The sequence below is a fragment of the Ohtaekwangia sp. genome (assembly GCF_036568665.1).
Lineage (GTDB): Bacteria > Bacteroidota > Bacteroidia > Cytophagales > Cyclobacteriaceae > Ohtaekwangia.
Window position 1 is genome coordinate 1 of the sequence record NZ_DATCSD010000271.1, and the last position, 16,588, is coordinate 16,588.

A 16,588-nucleotide genomic window follows, 5' to 3' on the forward strand; every position below is an offset into this window, starting at 1 on the left:
ATGTGCCTTTGTTAAGTTTCGGAGTAGACTGATCTAACGGTATGGCTTGTTAAGTTGATCATATACAGACTTGCTAACCGGTTTGAATAATAACTGTGCGAGGATATACAGGTCATTTCTCCAAACATTGAAATCATGTGCACCCGGTTCGGTATAGTATATATGAGGAATGTTGTTGGTTGCCAGAAAATCATGTGTTCGTTCACTAACCCAAATTAAATGGTCATCGACACCACAGGATATCCAAAGTAATTTTAGCTTCTTGACTTTTTGAAGATCAGGCACCAGCACTTCGGGCATTTTTGTATTGGGGGCAGGAGCGAAGCCGGCAACGTACGCGAACTTATTCAGGTTACCCAATCCGAAGTTCAATGCCTGTCCGCCACCCATAGACAGTCCAGCTATAGCCCTGTAGTGGTGCTGTGTATATACCGGATAGCTGTGTTCAATGAATGGAATGAGATCATCGAGCAAGTCTCTTTCAAAAGTTGAAAAGGCTTTTACTTTAACACTGTCAAAGATATCTCCCGTTGGTTGGTCGTTTTTCATGGCACGACCGTTGGGCATCACAATCACCATTGGCTCTGCCTTTTTTTCAGCGTAAAGATTATCCAGGATAATTTGAGGTGGTGCAGCGTATGCCCATTCTTTATCAGTACCCGCGAGGCCATGCAAAAGATATAAGACCGGGTATTTTTTTGTCTGTGTAAATCCGGGAGGGGTATATACCAACGCCCTGCGCTTAACGCCTACCGTTTTTGAATAGTAATATATAGTGTCAATCTTTCCATGCGGTATGGCTGCGCGCAGGGAATCAAAACCTTTTGGTGCATGATTGGGGATATTCTGTGCATTTGCCTTTGCGCAGGCAAGCCAAGTAAAAAACAGGAGCACCACACATTTTGCTATAGTGTTGTGCTGTAAACCGCTGCAGGCGGTTGCCCCTATATTGAATAGGCTCTTACAATTCTCAGTCTGGAGTTTAACCATGCGTTTATACATTTGGCTTGTAAAGTACCTAATAGTAATACAAGGGAACTGTATAAAAAGTATTATAAGAGGGTGGAAAAGGTATATAAAAAATTTTTGCCCGACAGTATGGTAAAAAAGATGAGCAGTCCTGGATCGAATGGGTTACTATACCCTATAAAAACCATTGCCGACCAAGCTGCTCAATGTGAGATATAATTTTTTTTGCCGTGTATACTATCGATAATTACTTTCTGACTTCAGCCTTGCAATCTCTTCTTCAGCAGCTTTCAACTTTTGAGCAATCAGGTCTGCAGTTTGGCGGTTGGCTTCTGCCAGTTTTCGTGCTCGTTCATTCTCCTCTTCCTGTATGCGATCGACTTCTTGCTGTTTGCGAACCATAGCTTCCTGAGTGGCTTGCAGCTCTTCCAGATTCTGTCGCATTTCTTCTTCATTAGCACGAATCTCTTCGGTCTGTTGTTGAGACGTTACCAAAAGTTCTTGCATCTTTTCTGTTGTACGTGCGCTTTGCAACGCTGATGCTACAAATTCACCAGCTTTTTCCAGGAACGCAATGTGGTGGTTCTCAAATTTTTCCAGACTAGCAATTTCAATGATAGCTTCTATCTGATCGTTATATTTCATTGGAACAATCACTACGCATCCCGGTGTAGTTTCTCCCATGCCGGATGTTATATAGGTATATCCTTGTGGTAACTTGGTAAGCATTGTTGTTTGCCCCTCGAGGTATGTCTGACCAACTAATCCCACACCGATATCTATTCTGCGTTCAACAAACTTCTTACGGTCGTATGCATAACAAGCGGTAAGTTCCAGGAATGAACTGGTTTCATCTTGTCTCAATACAAATAAACCACCTTGTTGTGCTCCTACATATCGTGTAACAAAGCGAATCACTTCGCTTGATAGCTCCGTCAGATTGTTCTGATTATTCCGGACTGCCTCGGAGAATTTGGTAAGACCTTCATTCGTCCACAACCTGCGTTCTTCATCACGTTTCAGAAGCTTCAGTTGGTCCCGCATATTGTTGAGTCGGCCGGCAAGATTCGTTTCGTTTAGTGTTTTGTTGCTATTGTCCAGTCCGCTCCATTCCACTGTATATTTACCTTCTGATATATTTTCTATAAATGCACTGGCCTGCTGAAGATTTACAATGGAGTCGTGAATCACCTGCTTCGGATCGTTGAGAACCAGCGGTGTACCCGGGTTGAATATATACTTACGATTATTTTCTTCGAGTTGTTGAAGTAGTGCGCGTCGTTCACGGTCATCGTTTCGTATCTTGTGAATAACGTATCCTAGCGTTGGCAGCCCGATCAACAATGTAAGTAATTGCAGGTATAGGTTGTTGTTTATGGCAGATTCATATTCTGATCTGGCCACGTCCTTCAGATTATCTTCGAAACTGATTATCTTCAAGCACACGTCAGACCAATGCATAAACACATCTTGACCTCTGTTTTGTTTAAGCATCTTACTATACGTATGGATGCTGTCGACTTTTGCATGTTGCTTCATTTCGAGAACGAAATCCGCGTAGCCGTGGTAGGTCTCGCGTAGTTTATCGAGCGGATCAATATCATAGTTCTGCGCCTGAAGCTTTCGCTTGATGTTGTCGAACCGCTCATCAATAGCTTCTATCGCAGCCGCGGCCGGACCAAACAAAGTGTCACTTTTGGTAACGGCATAGCCGCGTATACCTAAATCGATATTGTGGAGCAGTTCTGCTACTAACTGACTACACTGAAAGTTGATCTCTTCACATTCACGCATTACAACATCAGACTTTTTAATAACGGTTTTGTTGCGATAGGTAAACATTGAATTCATGATGAGCAGTACGAGAATTACTCCGACTGCAATAACAATACTGTTCTTCCGGATAAGTGTTGACAGGTTCATAAAAGTTTCAATAGTTATAGGGATCCGCTGATTGATATGTATATATCATCTTGCTGAACCGATTTTAGCAAGGCTTAAAGCTCCTGTAATACAAAAGTAAAATCAGGTCCCATAAAGGACTGTCCGGTTAAATACCTATTCAAAAAATAATGTTTACTGAATTTTTTGTCGGTATAGGTACTGAGCGTAGAGTCTATATATAGGGTATATATAGTATCAGATGGTCTAAAAGTTTTATTTTTACAATGGAGGTATTCTTTTGTGATGCGATCAACGATGTCACTTTTTGAGTTATAAATGAGCGGTGTTAAAAAGCTTCAGGAGTTGTTATATAAATCCGATTTGCAGCTTAGACTTTTTGTGCCGTGAAGTGGGATTTATTATGCAGGTGCTTCTTCAATGAACATGAATTTGTTTGTAGGTGAATACAAAAGAGTTAGACTGGGATTACTAATGTATTCAATCTATATGAATCGTCACGATATCGCTGAAGAGGTACATTGCGCGTAGCGAGTTAATGGGTAATATAGTGATAAGCTTGCTGTAAGCTATAATGATCAATTTGATCCTTCCGGCAATTTAGAGGGTAAGTTTACGAGTAGCGCCTTATGAAGTATTAGCAATGCGCAACTATTACAATTCATAATTTACGTCATGGCTGTTCCTATAGACTGTCCGGAGTTTTCAATAGGCAGATCAACCATGCTGGATGACATAGGCATTACAAAAATCCTCAATTAAACTACAAAAGTCCTCGATTAGCCTACTTATACTCAACGGTGCTTCCTGACCTTTGCTTCATCAATAATTGAAAAGATCAGGAACATGGAAAATAAAATGAAAAGTAAAGTTTGGTTCATCACCGGTGCTTCGCGCGGTTTTGGACGCGTTTGGGCGGAAGCCGCCCTGGAGCGTGGCGACAGAGTCGCAGCGACCGCACGCAATGCAGACAGTTTAGCCGGACTTAGGGAAAAGTATGGCGAAAGTGTATTGACCCTGGAGCTGGATGTAACCAAGCCCGGGCAGGCAGGAGCAGCCATTACCCAGGCGCATGCTCATTTTGGAAGGTTGGACATTGTGCTGAACAATGCCGGGTATTCACTGGTAGGCACGATTGAGGAGGCTAGTGCGGAAGATGTTAAAGCGATGTATGAAACCAACATTTTCGGGGCACTTGCTGTTATTCAGGCTGCGTTACCGTTGCTTCGGAAACAAGGTGGCGGACACATCCTGGGTATTTCCAGCAACCTTGGGCATGTTACACTACCAGTAATCGGCTACTACTGCTCATCAAAATGGGCATTTGAAGCTATTCACGAAAGCTTGGCTTTAGAGGTTAAAGACTTTGGGGTCAAAGTAACCATTGTCGAGCCGGGTGCTTACGCTACGGAATTTGGCAGCCAGGATTCTTTAAAATTTGCTGCCGGTATGGAAATATACTCGGACTTTAAAACGCAATTTTTCGCCAGGTTAAGAGATATAGAAAGAGGCGATCCGAAGGCTACACCACAAGCGCTCTTTCAGATAGTAGATATAGAAAATCCACCGTTAAGGTTCAATTTAGGCAGTCAAAATCTGCCCTGGGTACGCACTGCTTATGAAGAACGTCTGGCGCTTTGGGAAAAGTGGGACGCGGTTTCAAGCTCAGCTCAAGGAGTAATTAAATAAGAACTGAACATAACCGGTATATTCATGGTTACCGGTTATGTCTAGATTTGTTTTGAATGAAAAAAGACGAGAAAACCCTGCAGAAATTTGAGACGCTGTCCGATGCCCATCGGGCCTTTGGTCTCCCTCAACCTAAACACCCATTGATCAGTCTGCTAAACGGGGCTCCTCCCTGGTCGGAAGTACACCCACCGTCAGGGCATCATGTATTGGGATTTTTTAAGATTTCGTATAAGCCCAAACTTGCTGGTAAGCTAAAATATGGTCAGGGTTATTATGATTTCGATGAAGGAGGTTTACTGTTCGCTTCACCCGGTCAGATCATGGGCAGCGGTGAAGACGAGAGAACCGTATGTTCTGAGTATACCTTGCTGATCCATCCGGATTTCTTTTTAGGTTATCCCGTGTCTAAAAAGATTAGTCAGTACGGTTTCTTTTCTTATGCTACTAACGAAACGCTGCACCTTTCTGAAAATGAAAAAGCCACTATCATTTCTATTTTCCGAATCATGGAAGAGGAACTCAATGGCCGGATTGATGACTTTAGCCATGACGTGATTATATCTCAGATTGAATTGTTGCTGACCTACGCTAACCGTTTCTATAGGCGCCAATTCATTACTCGTAAGACGGTGAGTCACGATCTTTTGCAACGATTGGAAGACCTGTTGAACAGTTACTTCAATAGCGAACATTCCCTTAGCAACGGCATCCCAACCGTTCAGTATCTTGCCGAAAACCTGCATTTGTCTCCCAGCTACTTAAGTGATATGCTGCGGATACTGACTGGCCAAAATGCGCAGCAGCACATCCATGATAAACTGATTGAAAAGGCAAAAGAAAAACTTTCCACCACTTCGTTATCGGTGAGTGAAGTAGCTTACGCACTGGGTTTCGAACATCCGCAATCATTCAGTAAGCTATTCAAAACCAAAACCAAACTGTCTCCATTGGAATTCAGACGCTCTTTTAACTGAATGAATCTTTTTGTGTTTTGTGTTATATGTTCACAAATTAATTTCTCTTCAGGTCTAAATTTTTGCGCACCCTCCAATTTTGTATTGGGCTGGCTGCTACCATATACAGGTATATATACCTGGACGAGGAAATAGGTTGAAAGTAAAGTGTCGTATCAGAAACCCAAAGAGTTGTAGTGTCAGATTCTAAATGACTTTCCGGGCTAAAGATGCTAAAGCTTTCTCCGAAGTTCGTGATAACGGAACTCCGGAGAAATTGACTATAGTTTTTTTCGTGGTGCTACCTTGCAACCACAATTTACTCCATCATATAAGCAGGAGATAAGATTTTCAAAGTGTTTATGAAGTATATAAACTATTGAACTGCAGCACCTCTTACTTTTGCCACTTCATCCAGCTTAACATTATCAGCATTGTTGCCCCACGATTTGCGAATATAGGTTAGTACATCGGCAATCTGTTGGTCGGTGAGCCAACTGTGTGGAGGCATTACATTTTGATAAGATTCACCATTGATCTTCGTTGGCTTGTCGAATCCTTTCAGAATAATGTTGATCAACTCCGTTTTATTTCCGGTAACAATATTGATTCCCGCTAGGGGAGGATTCATTCCGGGCGCACCTTTTCCATCGCGCTGGTGGCAGGGGGCACAATATGTATTATAAACTGTTCGTCCGGCAACGAGCTCATCCGGAACAGACTCTTCTTCCTTCTTAACTTCAGGTTGATACAATGTACGATCGGAAGTTTTTGTAATGCCATCCTTGTAATATACAATACGCCAGATACGTCCGTGTTGTGAATCAGAAATGTAAAGAGATCCGTCCGGTCCTTCGGCTAATCCACATGGCCTGAAGAAAGCATTACCGGGATTGGTAATAGGCTGCGGCCCTATAAATCCATCGGCAAAAACTTCGTATTGGCCCGAAGGTTTTCCATCTTTCATTGGCACGAATACTACTTTGAAACCTTGCTGCTCATGACCAAGTCGGTTCCAGCTTCCGTGAAAAGCAATGAAGGCTCCATGCTTGTACTTCTCAGGGAAGAGATCACCTTTATAAATCAATACATCATTAGGAGCCCAGTGTCCCGGAAAACCTAACAAGGGTGTCTTGGCTTTCTCGCTACCGTCAGTCTTTACTCCATCTCCGCCATACTCCGGGTTCAGAAGTTTTTTATTCTGGATGTGATCGTAGTAGTAGTAAGGCCAACCCATATCATCACCTTGCTCGAGATCAAAGAATATTTCAGACGGGAGTTCTACATTTTGATCTTCCGTATAGTACTCGGGCCAATAACGGTGAAGATCATCTCTTCCATGCTGAAGAGCATACAATTTACCAACGTCATAATTCCAGGTAAGTGCAACTGCATTTCTTATACCTGTCGCATAACGATATTTAAGATCTTGCTTTTGTCCGGGCGTGTTGTCATCAAACTTCCATATACCGGCACGAGTCTCCAGTTCTACGCATGGGCTATCGCCAGCTGTGTGTGGCATTCGTAGTGTTGTCTCACAGCAATTGCTTGTTGAGCCGATGTTTACGTACATACCTCCCTTGTCATCGAATGTAAATGTTTTAGCCATGTGACCAACGCCTTCCACCATTGTTACTATAGTGTCGAGCGCTTCGGCTGGTAGTAATTCTCCATCCGTCATCTTGCTTCGGAACACATGCGTTTCATCGGCATAATACAAATAGCCATTATGCAGTTCTATTCCAGTGCCGGTTATATCTGAATATCCTTTGATGATATCAGCATGTCCATCACCCGATGTATCCCGCAAGGCAATAATTCCTTTGCCACCCAGGGCGAGCTTACTCAGATGCAGGTATATATCTCCATTGGAATTAATGGCCATGTGCCTTCCCCTTCCAATAGAATCTACTACTACAACCGCTCCGAATTTCTCCGGGAGTGTAATCCCTCCATTGTCTTTATCAGGAAGTAAATTCTCAATCTTTGATTTGCTGCATGCTGCAAAAAATACAATCAATGCCAGCGATGAAAATCGTACTAATAGCTTCATAATTTATTTCAGTTTACAGGATACATCCGATTTTTAGGAAAGACGAGAACATAAATGATTTTCGCTCAGTAAAGTTTCAGCCTTTCCTTCTTAGTCTGATGAACTTTTTGTTTTCATAAATTAAAATATTAGAAATGAACCTCAGCTCTTCAAATACTCGAAGTATCGAAATTTTATGATAGGAGGAGCTAATTCAATGTAGCGAATGATATCTTAACATCCTTCTGCTGACGGTCTTTTTGATCGCGCAAACAGATTTAGACAACCCTCGAATGAGCCATCGCGATGATGAACAAAAGTGTCCTGGTTCCACATCGTGTATCGGTAAACGGTACTCGCATGAACGACCTCTACCTAGTTTTTAAAAAACGAGAAGGCCACCGGTACAATTTTATAGACGACTCACTGGGTTGAAGAATAACAAATGGCCATGATAATTTGTGTTCTGTAAAGCGGCCAACCCATAATACCTGCGCTGATGTACATTCAAGCTGGTAATTATATATATGTATGGTGTCATATATAGTTTAATGCTCAGCAATAAAGTAATATATAGTATATATTGGGTGGACCTGTATTCTATTAACGATCAGACGTTGCGATGCGTGTAGCATTGTAACAGGATGGATAAACGATAATAGCCCGACAATAAAGCGCTCTGTTGACTGCTCTTTATTTTGAAAACCGTGATAACTTTTGTAACATGGTTTTCTTAAACGTTAAAGACTCGTGGCTTTATCAGCGCCTTACCGAAAAACGTTGCCCTGGTGGACATGGGTGGCTCCTCTCCCGATCTTTTTTCTGGGTACAGTTATGTCACTGGAAGCGAAGATTACTACAGGAACTGCTTTGTTCTATTTTCCTATTCCCTTTGCATTGACACTTACTTACTGGTGGGGGCTCCGTGTACTGCCTGCTTTTTATTTAAACGCTGTCTGCTGTGCCGGGCTGTGGGGGCTTGATCGGATGGCCTTGTGGCCGATCTATGGTTTACCCGAAGTCATCTTCGTTTTGTTGTCGTGGTTCTTTTTTGTAAAAATCTTTTCAGGAAAAGTATGTCTCCCCAATACACGACAAGTTGTTTCCTTTCTTCTGATAGGTATTCTTGTGCCTCTTGTTCCTTACAAATTCATTCTTGAATCTGTTTTTTATTTAGCAGGCGATACGCCGTCTGATAATTATTGGAACTTGTTTATCACCACCGGATTTGGCGATTTCATTTCCACCTTCTGTGTGTCAATTCCCTTTCTCTACTTCTTTACTAAACTGATGGCCCGGCATGGATGGTTATTGGATGAAGAGCAGAAGGAAGATATACCCCTGGATGAAATAAAGGGTTCCAGACAACAATGGGTCGAGTTAATTTGCGCAGGCATTGCAGCCTATCTGGTCAATCGTTTTCTCGGTTTTACCGACTACTGGTTTCTCAATGGAATCCTATCACTTTATATAGCGATGCGTTTTGGATTTGGTCCCACGATCATGCTCAACTCCTATATTTTATTAATTACCTATGTGATTCCCGCAGCCACGTATGATGATTTTTTACCAGGACATTTCCTGGCTTCCAACATGTTAAAGACACAACTGGGAACTGCGCTATTGTATGTATTCAGCATCATCATTGGTCGCCTGGTTTCGGATATGCGTTTTAGCGAACTCCAACTCAGTGATCAGAACAAGAAACTGAATGTAATCAATACCGAACTTGACCGGTTTGTATATAGTGTGTCGCATGATCTGAGCGCTCCGTTGAAATCCATATTAGGTCTGGTTAACATCAGTCGCCTCACCGATCATCTTAGTGATCATCGTATACACTTCAACCTGATTGAAAAAAGTGTGCGTAAACTGGAAGCCTTTGTCAGCGAAGTGCTGGACTACTCACAAAATAAAAGACTGGAGATTGCCCTTGAGCAAGTGAATTTAAAAGAGTTGTGGGAGGAGGTGGTGAAAGATCTTCAATATATAGATGGGGTCAATGAGATAAACATCCATCATGATACGATAGAACCTGAGATCATTGTTAGCGACAGAAGACGATTAAAGATCATCTTGCAAAATCTTTTTAGCAACGCTGTCAAGTTCAGGAGACAGAACGAAGCATCTTTTGTGAAGTTCTATACCGGGTATAATCATAGTCAGCTAACGCTTTTTATCGAAGACAATGGAGAAGGGATAAGACCGGAGCTGCAATCTAAAATATTCGACATGTTCTTTCGGGCTACCGAAAGCTCCAATGGATCTGGCCTGGGGCTATACATTGCTATGGAAGCAGCAAAAACTCTTGGTGCACAGATAACTGTTCGATCGGAGTACGGCAAAGGCTCAGTATTTGGTATCGTGTTTAGTGCACCGGAACATCAAGCTCATGCTTCTGTATAACTAAATAAGACAAAGCCAGTACAGTCGAGAAGTTTACTTTTCTACTTCGTAATGTAAGTAACTATAGTTAGCCTCCTGAAGTATGGGAATAATAAAAGTGTATTTGAAAAGTATCAGGTATATATAGGCATGTACAGCTATTAAGACCAGTACTATGAGATGAATAGAAAAAACACCGGAGAGGTTTGTTGAAAACCACCCCGGCTATAAACCACAACAAACTTTTTTGCTTACCACCGTTTCTTAAAGCTACTGCCACCGGAACGATTCCCGTATCCACCACCACTTGGAGAATCTGTTTTAGGTCGTGCTTCATTCACGGATAAATCTTTACCCAGAAAGGTGAAATTGTTCAGCTCGGTTATAGCCTGTTGAGCAGAAGCCGTGTCAGGCATCTCAATAAACCCAAAGCCACGACTGCGTTGCGTTATTTTGTCGAGAATAATTTTTGCAGATGTTACTTCACCGTACTGTTCGAATAATTCTCTCAATTCATTGTCCGTTGCCTTGAAAGGAATGTTGGATACATAAATGTTCATGATTAAAAAAAAGTTAAATGTAATTTTATACTATGTAGAACGAAGCATTACTATATACTTCAATATATCCTAAGATATTAACCCAGTTGAGGAGAGGATTAAGAGACTCCGAATTCTATAGAGAAGAAAATGGGGTGAATTAAAAGAATCCGCAATTGATAATGCAAAGGTAGTATAATAAATCTGTAAACCTATTTACGGCATGGATATGTCAGCAAACAGACTGAAGCCCGGCACAACGTCCGGGTAGTAAAGTCTAGATAACGTATACTTGTTGATATATAGATGTTGCCTCTTATTTATTCATCACCACCAGCCATGGAGCGCGTTTTACCAGTTCAACTTCGTTGCGAACGCAGGTGAAGCTTTCACGCGAAGCACTATAATTGGACAAAAGCAACGCATCTATTTGCAGAGTGAGTTTCTTTATAACCGCATCGATTGATATTCCTATTATGTTCTTTTTCATAGTTTTTTTTCAAGTATGTTTATTCTGATAGACTTCCGCCCGGCAATGAATTTTTTTTACTGCTTCCTTGATTTGCCGTATGGCGTTTACGGATTGGTGAGTGTAAGTTCTCTTTCAAAGTAAGCTTGTTGCTTTGCGTGCTCATTACCTACAACGGCACAGTAATAAATGCGTTGCAGATATTTTACAATAACCAGTTGTACCGAAGGGTTTACTTTAGCAGTAACAAGCGCTCCTTCCGGATACAGGTGATCATCATTAGTTCTGGAACTCATACAGTGCGGTAAATAAATAAGAGATATATAAAATACTAAAACAGCACCGCAGGATTTCGCCAGCGGTGCTTTCAGCCGATCATTTACAGTGTTTCTATAATGATCCGAAGTTCTTCTGAAGGTATAGATAATTTAAACTCCAGTGCCGCCAGCATTTCTGTTTTTTTGATTTCATCAAAATCCAGATCAGCATCCGATAATTTCGGGAATTGCTTTTTAAGCTTCATCTTCTGCGCTTCCCATTTGGAATTTGCCTTTTGTGAAGATTGTGTTGCTATCATAATGTGTTATACTTAATCAAGTAGCAAGGTGGTGCTTTTTGGAGAGAATTGTCTTACAGGAAAAAGTGAAAGAGTTACATGATTCACACTATTGGCACATTAGTCTCGCATGTTTAAATATTTTTGGCTATATACTGGCAGTAAATGGTCAGTTATCCTGGCGAACATGTTCATGCACCCATTGAGCCTCCTCTTCAGGTGATATACTCTCTAAAGTATTAAACCGGCTGAATACTCTGCGCGGAATATCATAAGGAAGTGTTTCGATTGCGTAAGGACCTGATACTCCCAGCATCCAGTTATTGCTTGCTGCCCAGTGTGGTGCCTTCGTTCTATATTTAAAAACATAGTAAGTCAACTCGCCAATAGAAACATTTTTTACCAGTTCGATTTCATCAGGTACAGTACCAAGTTCGGTCGGAAACTCCAGCCAGTTTGCCAGAAAACTTTCCGCTCCTTTTTCACAGGTATAATATTCCGAAGGGAAAAGATCTTCCCGATTATGCTCGCGCAGCATGAGGTATACTAAATAGCGTAGCGATATATCTTGCATTAAGGCTATAATCTCCGCGCCTTTAACCATTTTATGCGAGGCAATCTTTTGCATGACTGGCTTGAGTATATCATACTTGCGATCGGCCAGCGCGCGGAATTTGCGCTTCACATAATAGTGATTATAAAGCAGCCAAAATCCCGAAAGAACAACTGCAATTAGTATAAGAAAAAGGCCAGCCGTAATAATGAACGAGTTACTCATGGTACAGAGTTAATGGTAAAGTCTGCAATGGATCATCACAGACTTCATGTAAATAATGAGAGTGCCTAATATAAAAGCTGAGAAAGTTGAGGATATGACAAAGCGAACGCGACACAGCACGGGCAATGGAAATATCAGAATCATACGAATACAGATTCTGTCAACTCCGAAGCATTTCCGGATGAATAGTATAAAGATACCTTTACCAGCATAATAAACGCTACATTTCTGATTTATATTAAGGAACGATTGATACAGGATTCTATGTTACCCTCTAGTAACCCTCCAACATGTTAAAATATACTTTTGATACAAGTCAGAATTTATTCTTTAAGCTGCTCAAGCAAAAAGTAGATAATTACTTTGCTGAACATAATCTTAACCCGGCCGGCAATGGTAAACTCTACGGAAAGAGTATTATGCAAGTGCTTGCTGCTGCAGGGCTGTATATATGGCTCGTCTTCTTTACACCGCATACTTTCATCGCTATACTTCTGTGCCTGATCCTGGGGCTTAATTTAGCCATTATCGGTTTTAATGTAATGCATGAGGGCGGACATCAGAGCTTTTCGCGATATACCTGGTTAAACAATGTATCATCGTATTTTCTCAATGTGCTGGGAGGTATCTCATATTACTGGAAAATAAAACATAATATCAATCATCATACCTATACCAATGTAGACGGAATGGATTCTGATATTGATGTAAAACCTTTTATGCGTTTACATAAAGATCAGCCTTTGCGTTCTTATCATCGTTATCAACACATTTACTGGGTAGTATTATATAGCATTTCATATCTGGTATGGATATTTTACGAAGACTTTCAGAAATATATAAGCGGCAAAGTAGCCGTACATGCAGTCCGCAAAAAACTTACTCTGAAAGAGCATATCATATTTTGGGTTACCAAGTTTATGTACATTTCCGTGTATATGGTAACACCGATTATCATGATAGGCTGGTTGCCCTGGCTCATTGGTTTTCTCCTCATTACTTTTACCTGTGGTATAGCGATCAGTATAGTATTTCAACTGGCACATGTGGTAGAAGGTACACAGTTTCATTCAGCGGGCATGCAAGATCAGCAAAGCCGGCAGGAGTGGGCCATTCATCAAATCAGGTCTACAGCAAATTTTGCCACCTCAAACAAACAGCTGTACTGGTTACTGGGCGGACTAAACTTTCAGATCGAACATCACTTATTTCCCCGCATAAGCCATATACACTATCCTAAAATTAGCATCCTGGTAAAGGAAGCCTGCCGCGAATCGAATATTATATATCACGAATATTCGTCTATGGCAAAAGCCATTGCCTCTCATATCCTCTATTTGCGCAGACTGGGTAATGCCTGATGATGACGCAGGCCTGGGTATCAACTATAATGTTGTATATTTTACCGGGCACGCACGAGGCATTTGTTACACAATACTATTTATATAGAAACAAGCACGATGAGATTATACATTAAATATATGGTGAGCCAGCGATGTAAAATGATGGTGCGTGATGAATTTGATAAACTGGGATTGCACTATACGATGATAGACCTGGGCGTAGCGGAGCTTGCAGAGAATATGACTCAACAACAACATGAGCAATTAAAAATAAATCTGCTCAAGTCAGGATTGGAACTGCTGGACGACAAGCGGAGCATTCTCATAGAGAAAATCAAGAATGTAATAACGGAAATGATTCACTATACCGATGTGTTGCCCAAAACAAATTACTCCGACTATATCAGCGAGAAACTCAATTACGATTATACTTATCTGGCCAATATATTTTCAGAAGTGAAAGGTATAACAATCCAGCAGTTTATTATTCTCAATAAGATTGAGAGAGTAAAAGAATTACTCCTCTATGATGAGCTGAACCTGACTGAGATAGCCTATAAACTTCACTACAGCAGTGTAGCACATTTATCAAATCAATTCAAGAAAGTTACAGGGCTGTCACCATCGTTTTACAAGAAGCTGAAACAGAAGCGTAGCGGTAATCTTGAAAATGTGTGATATGTGTAATACTGTATTCTAATTGTGTAATGCGAACAGTATAGTTTCCATCACCTTTGTCAGGTAATTATTGTGCAAAACAATTTAACAACAACACATTATGGAAACTACAAAAACACAGGAAAGCGCTGCTTTTAAGATTGACGGAAACTGGAATGAACAGGCAAAAGCGCTGCGAAAAGAATTTTCACAATTATCGGATTCAGACCTTGAATTTCAGGATGGCAAAGAAGAAGAACTTTTGAAAAGAGTGGAGACAAAACTGAACAAAAGTCGTCAGGAAGTGATCGAGCTGATAACAAAAGCGCAGTCTGCCGAGAAACAAAATTAGATCCTTCTTATCTATTCCATTCCTGCATATATCTATAGTTGACATTTTCATGCGGCAGGAACACAAACTCCTGCCGTTTGACTTATCGACCTAACCCCACCGACTATATACCGGAAGAAAACAGAACTTATTGTTCTGTTTTTTTATGATATAGCACAACCAAACGACCACTGATCATCTGATCTCTCAATGTTATAGTTATAGCCTGTGTTGTTCTTTCAGGCACTTTGTATATATACTTTAAATCTGAGCAGAGCAGTATAACTGAATCGATGATCGCTTCTCGATTATTATGCCTTTTTTCAACGGAATGACCGGTTTAACCGGTAATTGAACTTTATTGGATAATTTAACGTACCTTTGTTATTCAATTCCTTGAATCACTGAAGGCTATTTTCTCCTGAAAGATTATTCCCTCCTTACAGATTTTATCAATTGAAGAGACACAGGTCTCAGTTTCGTATTATTCATTTAATCATAGCACCATGAATCTATTTGTGGCAAACATTAGCCGTACCGTTACTGAAAACGCCTTGAAAGCATTGTTTAGTGAATTTGGTAAAATTACTTCTGTTAAAATCGTTACCGATAAATATACCGGAGAATCTAAAGGCTTCGGGTTTGTTGATATGCAGGACGATCGAGAAGCAATAGAAGCAATTAAAAGGCTTTCGCAGGTCAGCTTCTTCGGTACTAAGCTTCTTGTTTCAAAAGCAAGGCCTAAGATGAACTAACGATTATCGGCCACATCATGATATGGGGTAAATATTCCTCATAAATAAAAGTATATATACCCAATTGTAATTAATGACAAGTTATACAGCCATAACATTTGCCAATACAAAACGCGATTTTTCGAATACGCTGAATAAAAGAGTAAATGACTATTTTAAAACAAAAGGTATAGCCCGGCACGGAAATACTGAAATGCTGGTAAAGACATGCTTTATGTTTTCGCTATATTTTATACCCTATGCCTGCATGGTAGCGGGTAACATTACCAACAGTGGATTACTTCTGCTATTAACCGTAATGATGAGTTTTGGACTAGCCGGAATAGGGTTGTCCGTTATGCATGATGCAAACCATGGTGCATACTCCAATAAAAAATGGATCAATACCGTCATGGGATATTCGCTCAACCTGGTTGGAGCAAATGCTTTTAACTGGAAGATGCAGCATAATGTACTTCATCACTCTTTTACCAACGTACATGAAGAAGATGAAGACATAAGTCCCAGAGGTGTATTGCGCCTCACGCCTCATTCGACCTGGAAGCGCTTTCACCGATATCAATTTATATATGCGTGGTTTCTCTACGGGCTGATGACGTTGGTGTGGCTGTTTGTAAAGGATTTTATCCGCATAATACGATATCATAAAAATGGTCTGGCAAAACGCAACAACGCTAACATTGTACGAGAATGGTTTATTCTGGTAACGACAAAGCTTATGTACCTGGGCTATATATTCTTTATCCCGTTGTTTTTTACTTCTCTGCCCTGGTGGGTAATTATGGTTGGTATTGTTATGATGCACTATATAGCAGGCTTTATACTGGCTATCATTTTCCAGCCGGCACATGTTATTGAAGGAACGGAGTTTCCGCTGCCTGATGAGCACAATACACTTGAAAATAATTGGGCTGTTCATCAATTGTATACCACTACCAACTTTGGCAACAAAAGCCGTTGGTTCTCGTGGTACGTGGGTGGTTTGAATTTCCAGATAGAACATCACCTGTTCCCCAATATATGTCATGTACACTATCGAAAAATAGCGGGCATCGTAAAGGAAACAGCACTTGAATTTGGTTTGCCCTATAAAAGTGCGCGTACGTTTGCTGAAGCTTTACATAGTCATGCAAGGCTGCTCAGGCAGTTAGGAGTAAAGCCCCTGTGAGCTGGCATATATCGTTATGAATAGTAAACCGGTTATAGTTTTATACTTTAATAAACACC

16 protein-coding genes are annotated in these 16,588 nt (G+C 40.9%); 8 read left to right on the forward strand and 8 right to left on the reverse strand.

From position 1 onward, the window contains the following. Window positions 1-33: 33 nt before the first annotated feature. Complete coding sequence (locus tag VIN08_RS14895; protein ID WP_331966686.1) at window positions 34-990, reverse strand: alpha/beta hydrolase; 957 nt, start codon at window positions 988-990, stop codon at window positions 34-36. A gap of 216 nt (window positions 991-1,206) precedes the next feature. Further along, window positions 1,207-2,892 (reverse strand): GAF domain-containing protein, encoded by a 1,686-nt coding sequence (locus tag VIN08_RS14900; protein ID WP_331966689.1) that lies wholly within the window; start codon window positions 2,890-2,892, stop codon window positions 1,207-1,209. Window positions 2,893-3,717: 825 nt separating this feature from the next. On the opposite strand from VIN08_RS14900, the gene VIN08_RS14905 reads away from it, so the two are divergent. After that, entirely contained in the window at window positions 3,718-4,560 is an 843-nt protein-coding gene (locus VIN08_RS14905; protein ID WP_331966692.1) for an SDR family NAD(P)-dependent oxidoreductase, read from the forward strand. A gap of 56 nt (window positions 4,561-4,616) precedes the next feature. Next, window positions 4,617-5,537, forward strand: coding sequence for a helix-turn-helix transcriptional regulator (locus VIN08_RS14910; protein WP_331966695.1), 921 nt, complete (start codon window positions 4,617-4,619; stop codon window positions 5,535-5,537). Window positions 5,538-5,892: 355 nt separating this feature from the next. On the opposite strand, the gene VIN08_RS14915 is transcribed toward VIN08_RS14910, so the two are convergent. Further along, window positions 5,893-7,569 (reverse strand): c-type cytochrome, encoded by a 1,677-nt coding sequence (locus VIN08_RS14915; RefSeq protein ID WP_331966698.1) that lies wholly within the window; start codon window positions 7,567-7,569, stop codon window positions 5,893-5,895. Between the two features lie 729 nt (window positions 7,570-8,298). Between VIN08_RS14915 and VIN08_RS14920 the strand changes: the two genes are divergently transcribed. Continuing rightward, the gene (locus VIN08_RS14920; protein WP_331966701.1) at window positions 8,299-9,954 is read left to right on the forward strand and encodes a HAMP domain-containing sensor histidine kinase; all 1,656 of its coding nucleotides are present in this window, start codon (window positions 8,299-8,301) and stop codon (window positions 9,952-9,954) included. Window positions 9,955-10,184: 230 nt separating this feature from the next. Here the strand turns inward: VIN08_RS14920 and VIN08_RS14925 are convergent, their stop codons facing one another. From VIN08_RS14925 to VIN08_RS14945, 5 genes are all read right to left on the reverse strand, one after another. Then, window positions 10,185-10,493, reverse strand: coding sequence for an RNA-binding protein (locus VIN08_RS14925; protein ID WP_331966703.1), 309 nt, complete (start codon window positions 10,491-10,493; stop codon window positions 10,185-10,187). 295 nt (window positions 10,494-10,788) lie between these two features. Then, window positions 10,789-10,962 (reverse strand): hypothetical protein, encoded by a 174-nt coding sequence (locus VIN08_RS14930; RefSeq protein ID WP_331966705.1) that lies wholly within the window; start codon window positions 10,960-10,962, stop codon window positions 10,789-10,791. A gap of 86 nt (window positions 10,963-11,048) precedes the next feature. Then, window positions 11,049-11,237: a hypothetical protein gene (locus VIN08_RS14935; protein WP_331966707.1), complete on the reverse strand. Its 189-nt coding sequence runs from the start codon at window positions 11,235-11,237 to the stop codon at window positions 11,049-11,051. Between the two features lie 83 nt (window positions 11,238-11,320). Beyond that, window positions 11,321-11,518, reverse strand: coding sequence for a hypothetical protein (locus VIN08_RS14940; protein ID WP_331966708.1), 198 nt, complete (start codon window positions 11,516-11,518; stop codon window positions 11,321-11,323). Window positions 11,519-11,666: 148 nt separating this feature from the next. Further along, on the reverse strand, window positions 11,667-12,182 hold the full coding sequence (locus VIN08_RS14945; RefSeq protein ID WP_331966709.1) for a hypothetical protein: 516 nt from the start codon (window positions 12,180-12,182) through the stop codon (window positions 11,667-11,669). 383 nt (window positions 12,183-12,565) lie between these two features. Between VIN08_RS14945 and VIN08_RS14950 the strand changes: the two genes are divergently transcribed. The 5 genes from VIN08_RS14950 (at window position 12,566) to VIN08_RS14970 (ending at window position 16,529) form a co-directional block, all read left to right on the forward strand. Beyond that, complete coding sequence (locus VIN08_RS14950) at window positions 12,566-13,636, forward strand: acyl-CoA desaturase (protein WP_331966711.1); 1,071 nt, start codon at window positions 12,566-12,568, stop codon at window positions 13,634-13,636. A gap of 99 nt (window positions 13,637-13,735) precedes the next feature. Beyond that, window positions 13,736-14,296 carry a helix-turn-helix domain-containing protein gene (locus VIN08_RS14955; RefSeq protein WP_331966713.1) on the forward strand — a complete coding sequence of 187 codons (561 nt, stop codon included), beginning with the start codon at window positions 13,736-13,738 and terminating at the stop codon, window positions 14,294-14,296. Window positions 14,297-14,396: 100 nt separating this feature from the next. Beyond that, window positions 14,397-14,627 (forward strand): general stress protein CsbD, encoded by a 231-nt coding sequence (locus tag VIN08_RS14960; protein ID WP_331966715.1) that lies wholly within the window; start codon window positions 14,397-14,399, stop codon window positions 14,625-14,627. Window positions 14,628-15,112: 485 nt separating this feature from the next. After that, entirely contained in the window at window positions 15,113-15,361 is a 249-nt protein-coding gene (locus VIN08_RS14965) for an RNA-binding protein (protein WP_331966717.1), read from the forward strand. A gap of 73 nt (window positions 15,362-15,434) precedes the next feature. Then, a complete protein-coding gene (locus VIN08_RS14970; RefSeq protein WP_331966719.1) occupies window positions 15,435-16,529 on the forward strand; it encodes an acyl-CoA desaturase in 1,095 nt (364 codons plus the stop codon). The last annotated feature ends 59 nt before the right edge of the window (window positions 16,530-16,588 follow it).

Coding starts and splice junctions, on each gene's coding strand:
- VIN08_RS14895 (WP_331966686.1), bottom strand. CDS start 990: ATGGTTAAACTCCAGACTGAGAATTGTAAGAGCCTATTCAATATAGGG.
- VIN08_RS14900 (WP_331966689.1), bottom strand. CDS start 2,892: ATGAACCTGTCAACACTTATCCGGAAGAACAGTATTGTTATTGCAGTC.
- VIN08_RS14905 (WP_331966692.1), top strand. CDS start 3,718: ATGGAAAATAAAATGAAAAGTAAAGTTTGGTTCATCACCGGTGCTTCG.
- VIN08_RS14910 (WP_331966695.1), top strand. CDS start 4,617: ATGAAAAAAGACGAGAAAACCCTGCAGAAATTTGAGACGCTGTCCGAT.
- VIN08_RS14915 (WP_331966698.1), bottom strand. CDS start 7,569: ATGAAGCTATTAGTACGATTTTCATCGCTGGCATTGATTGTATTTTTT.
- VIN08_RS14925 (WP_331966703.1), bottom strand. CDS start 10,493: ATGAACATTTATGTATCCAACATTCCTTTCAAGGCAACGGACAATGAA.
- VIN08_RS14930 (WP_331966705.1), bottom strand. CDS start 10,962: ATGAAAAAGAACATAATAGGAATATCAATCGATGCGGTTATAAAGAAA.
- VIN08_RS14935 (WP_331966707.1), bottom strand. CDS start 11,237: ATGAGTTCCAGAACTAATGATGATCACCTGTATCCGGAAGGAGCGCTT.
- VIN08_RS14940 (WP_331966708.1), bottom strand. CDS start 11,518: ATGATAGCAACACAATCTTCACAAAAGGCAAATTCCAAATGGGAAGCG.
- VIN08_RS14950 (WP_331966711.1), top strand. CDS start 12,566: ATGTTAAAATATACTTTTGATACAAGTCAGAATTTATTCTTTAAGCTG.
- VIN08_RS14955 (WP_331966713.1), top strand. CDS start 13,736: ATGAGATTATACATTAAATATATGGTGAGCCAGCGATGTAAAATGATG.
- VIN08_RS14960 (WP_331966715.1), top strand. CDS start 14,397: ATGGAAACTACAAAAACACAGGAAAGCGCTGCTTTTAAGATTGACGGA.
- VIN08_RS14965 (WP_331966717.1), top strand. CDS start 15,113: ATGAATCTATTTGTGGCAAACATTAGCCGTACCGTTACTGAAAACGCC.
- VIN08_RS14970 (WP_331966719.1), top strand. CDS start 15,435: ATGACAAGTTATACAGCCATAACATTTGCCAATACAAAACGCGATTTT.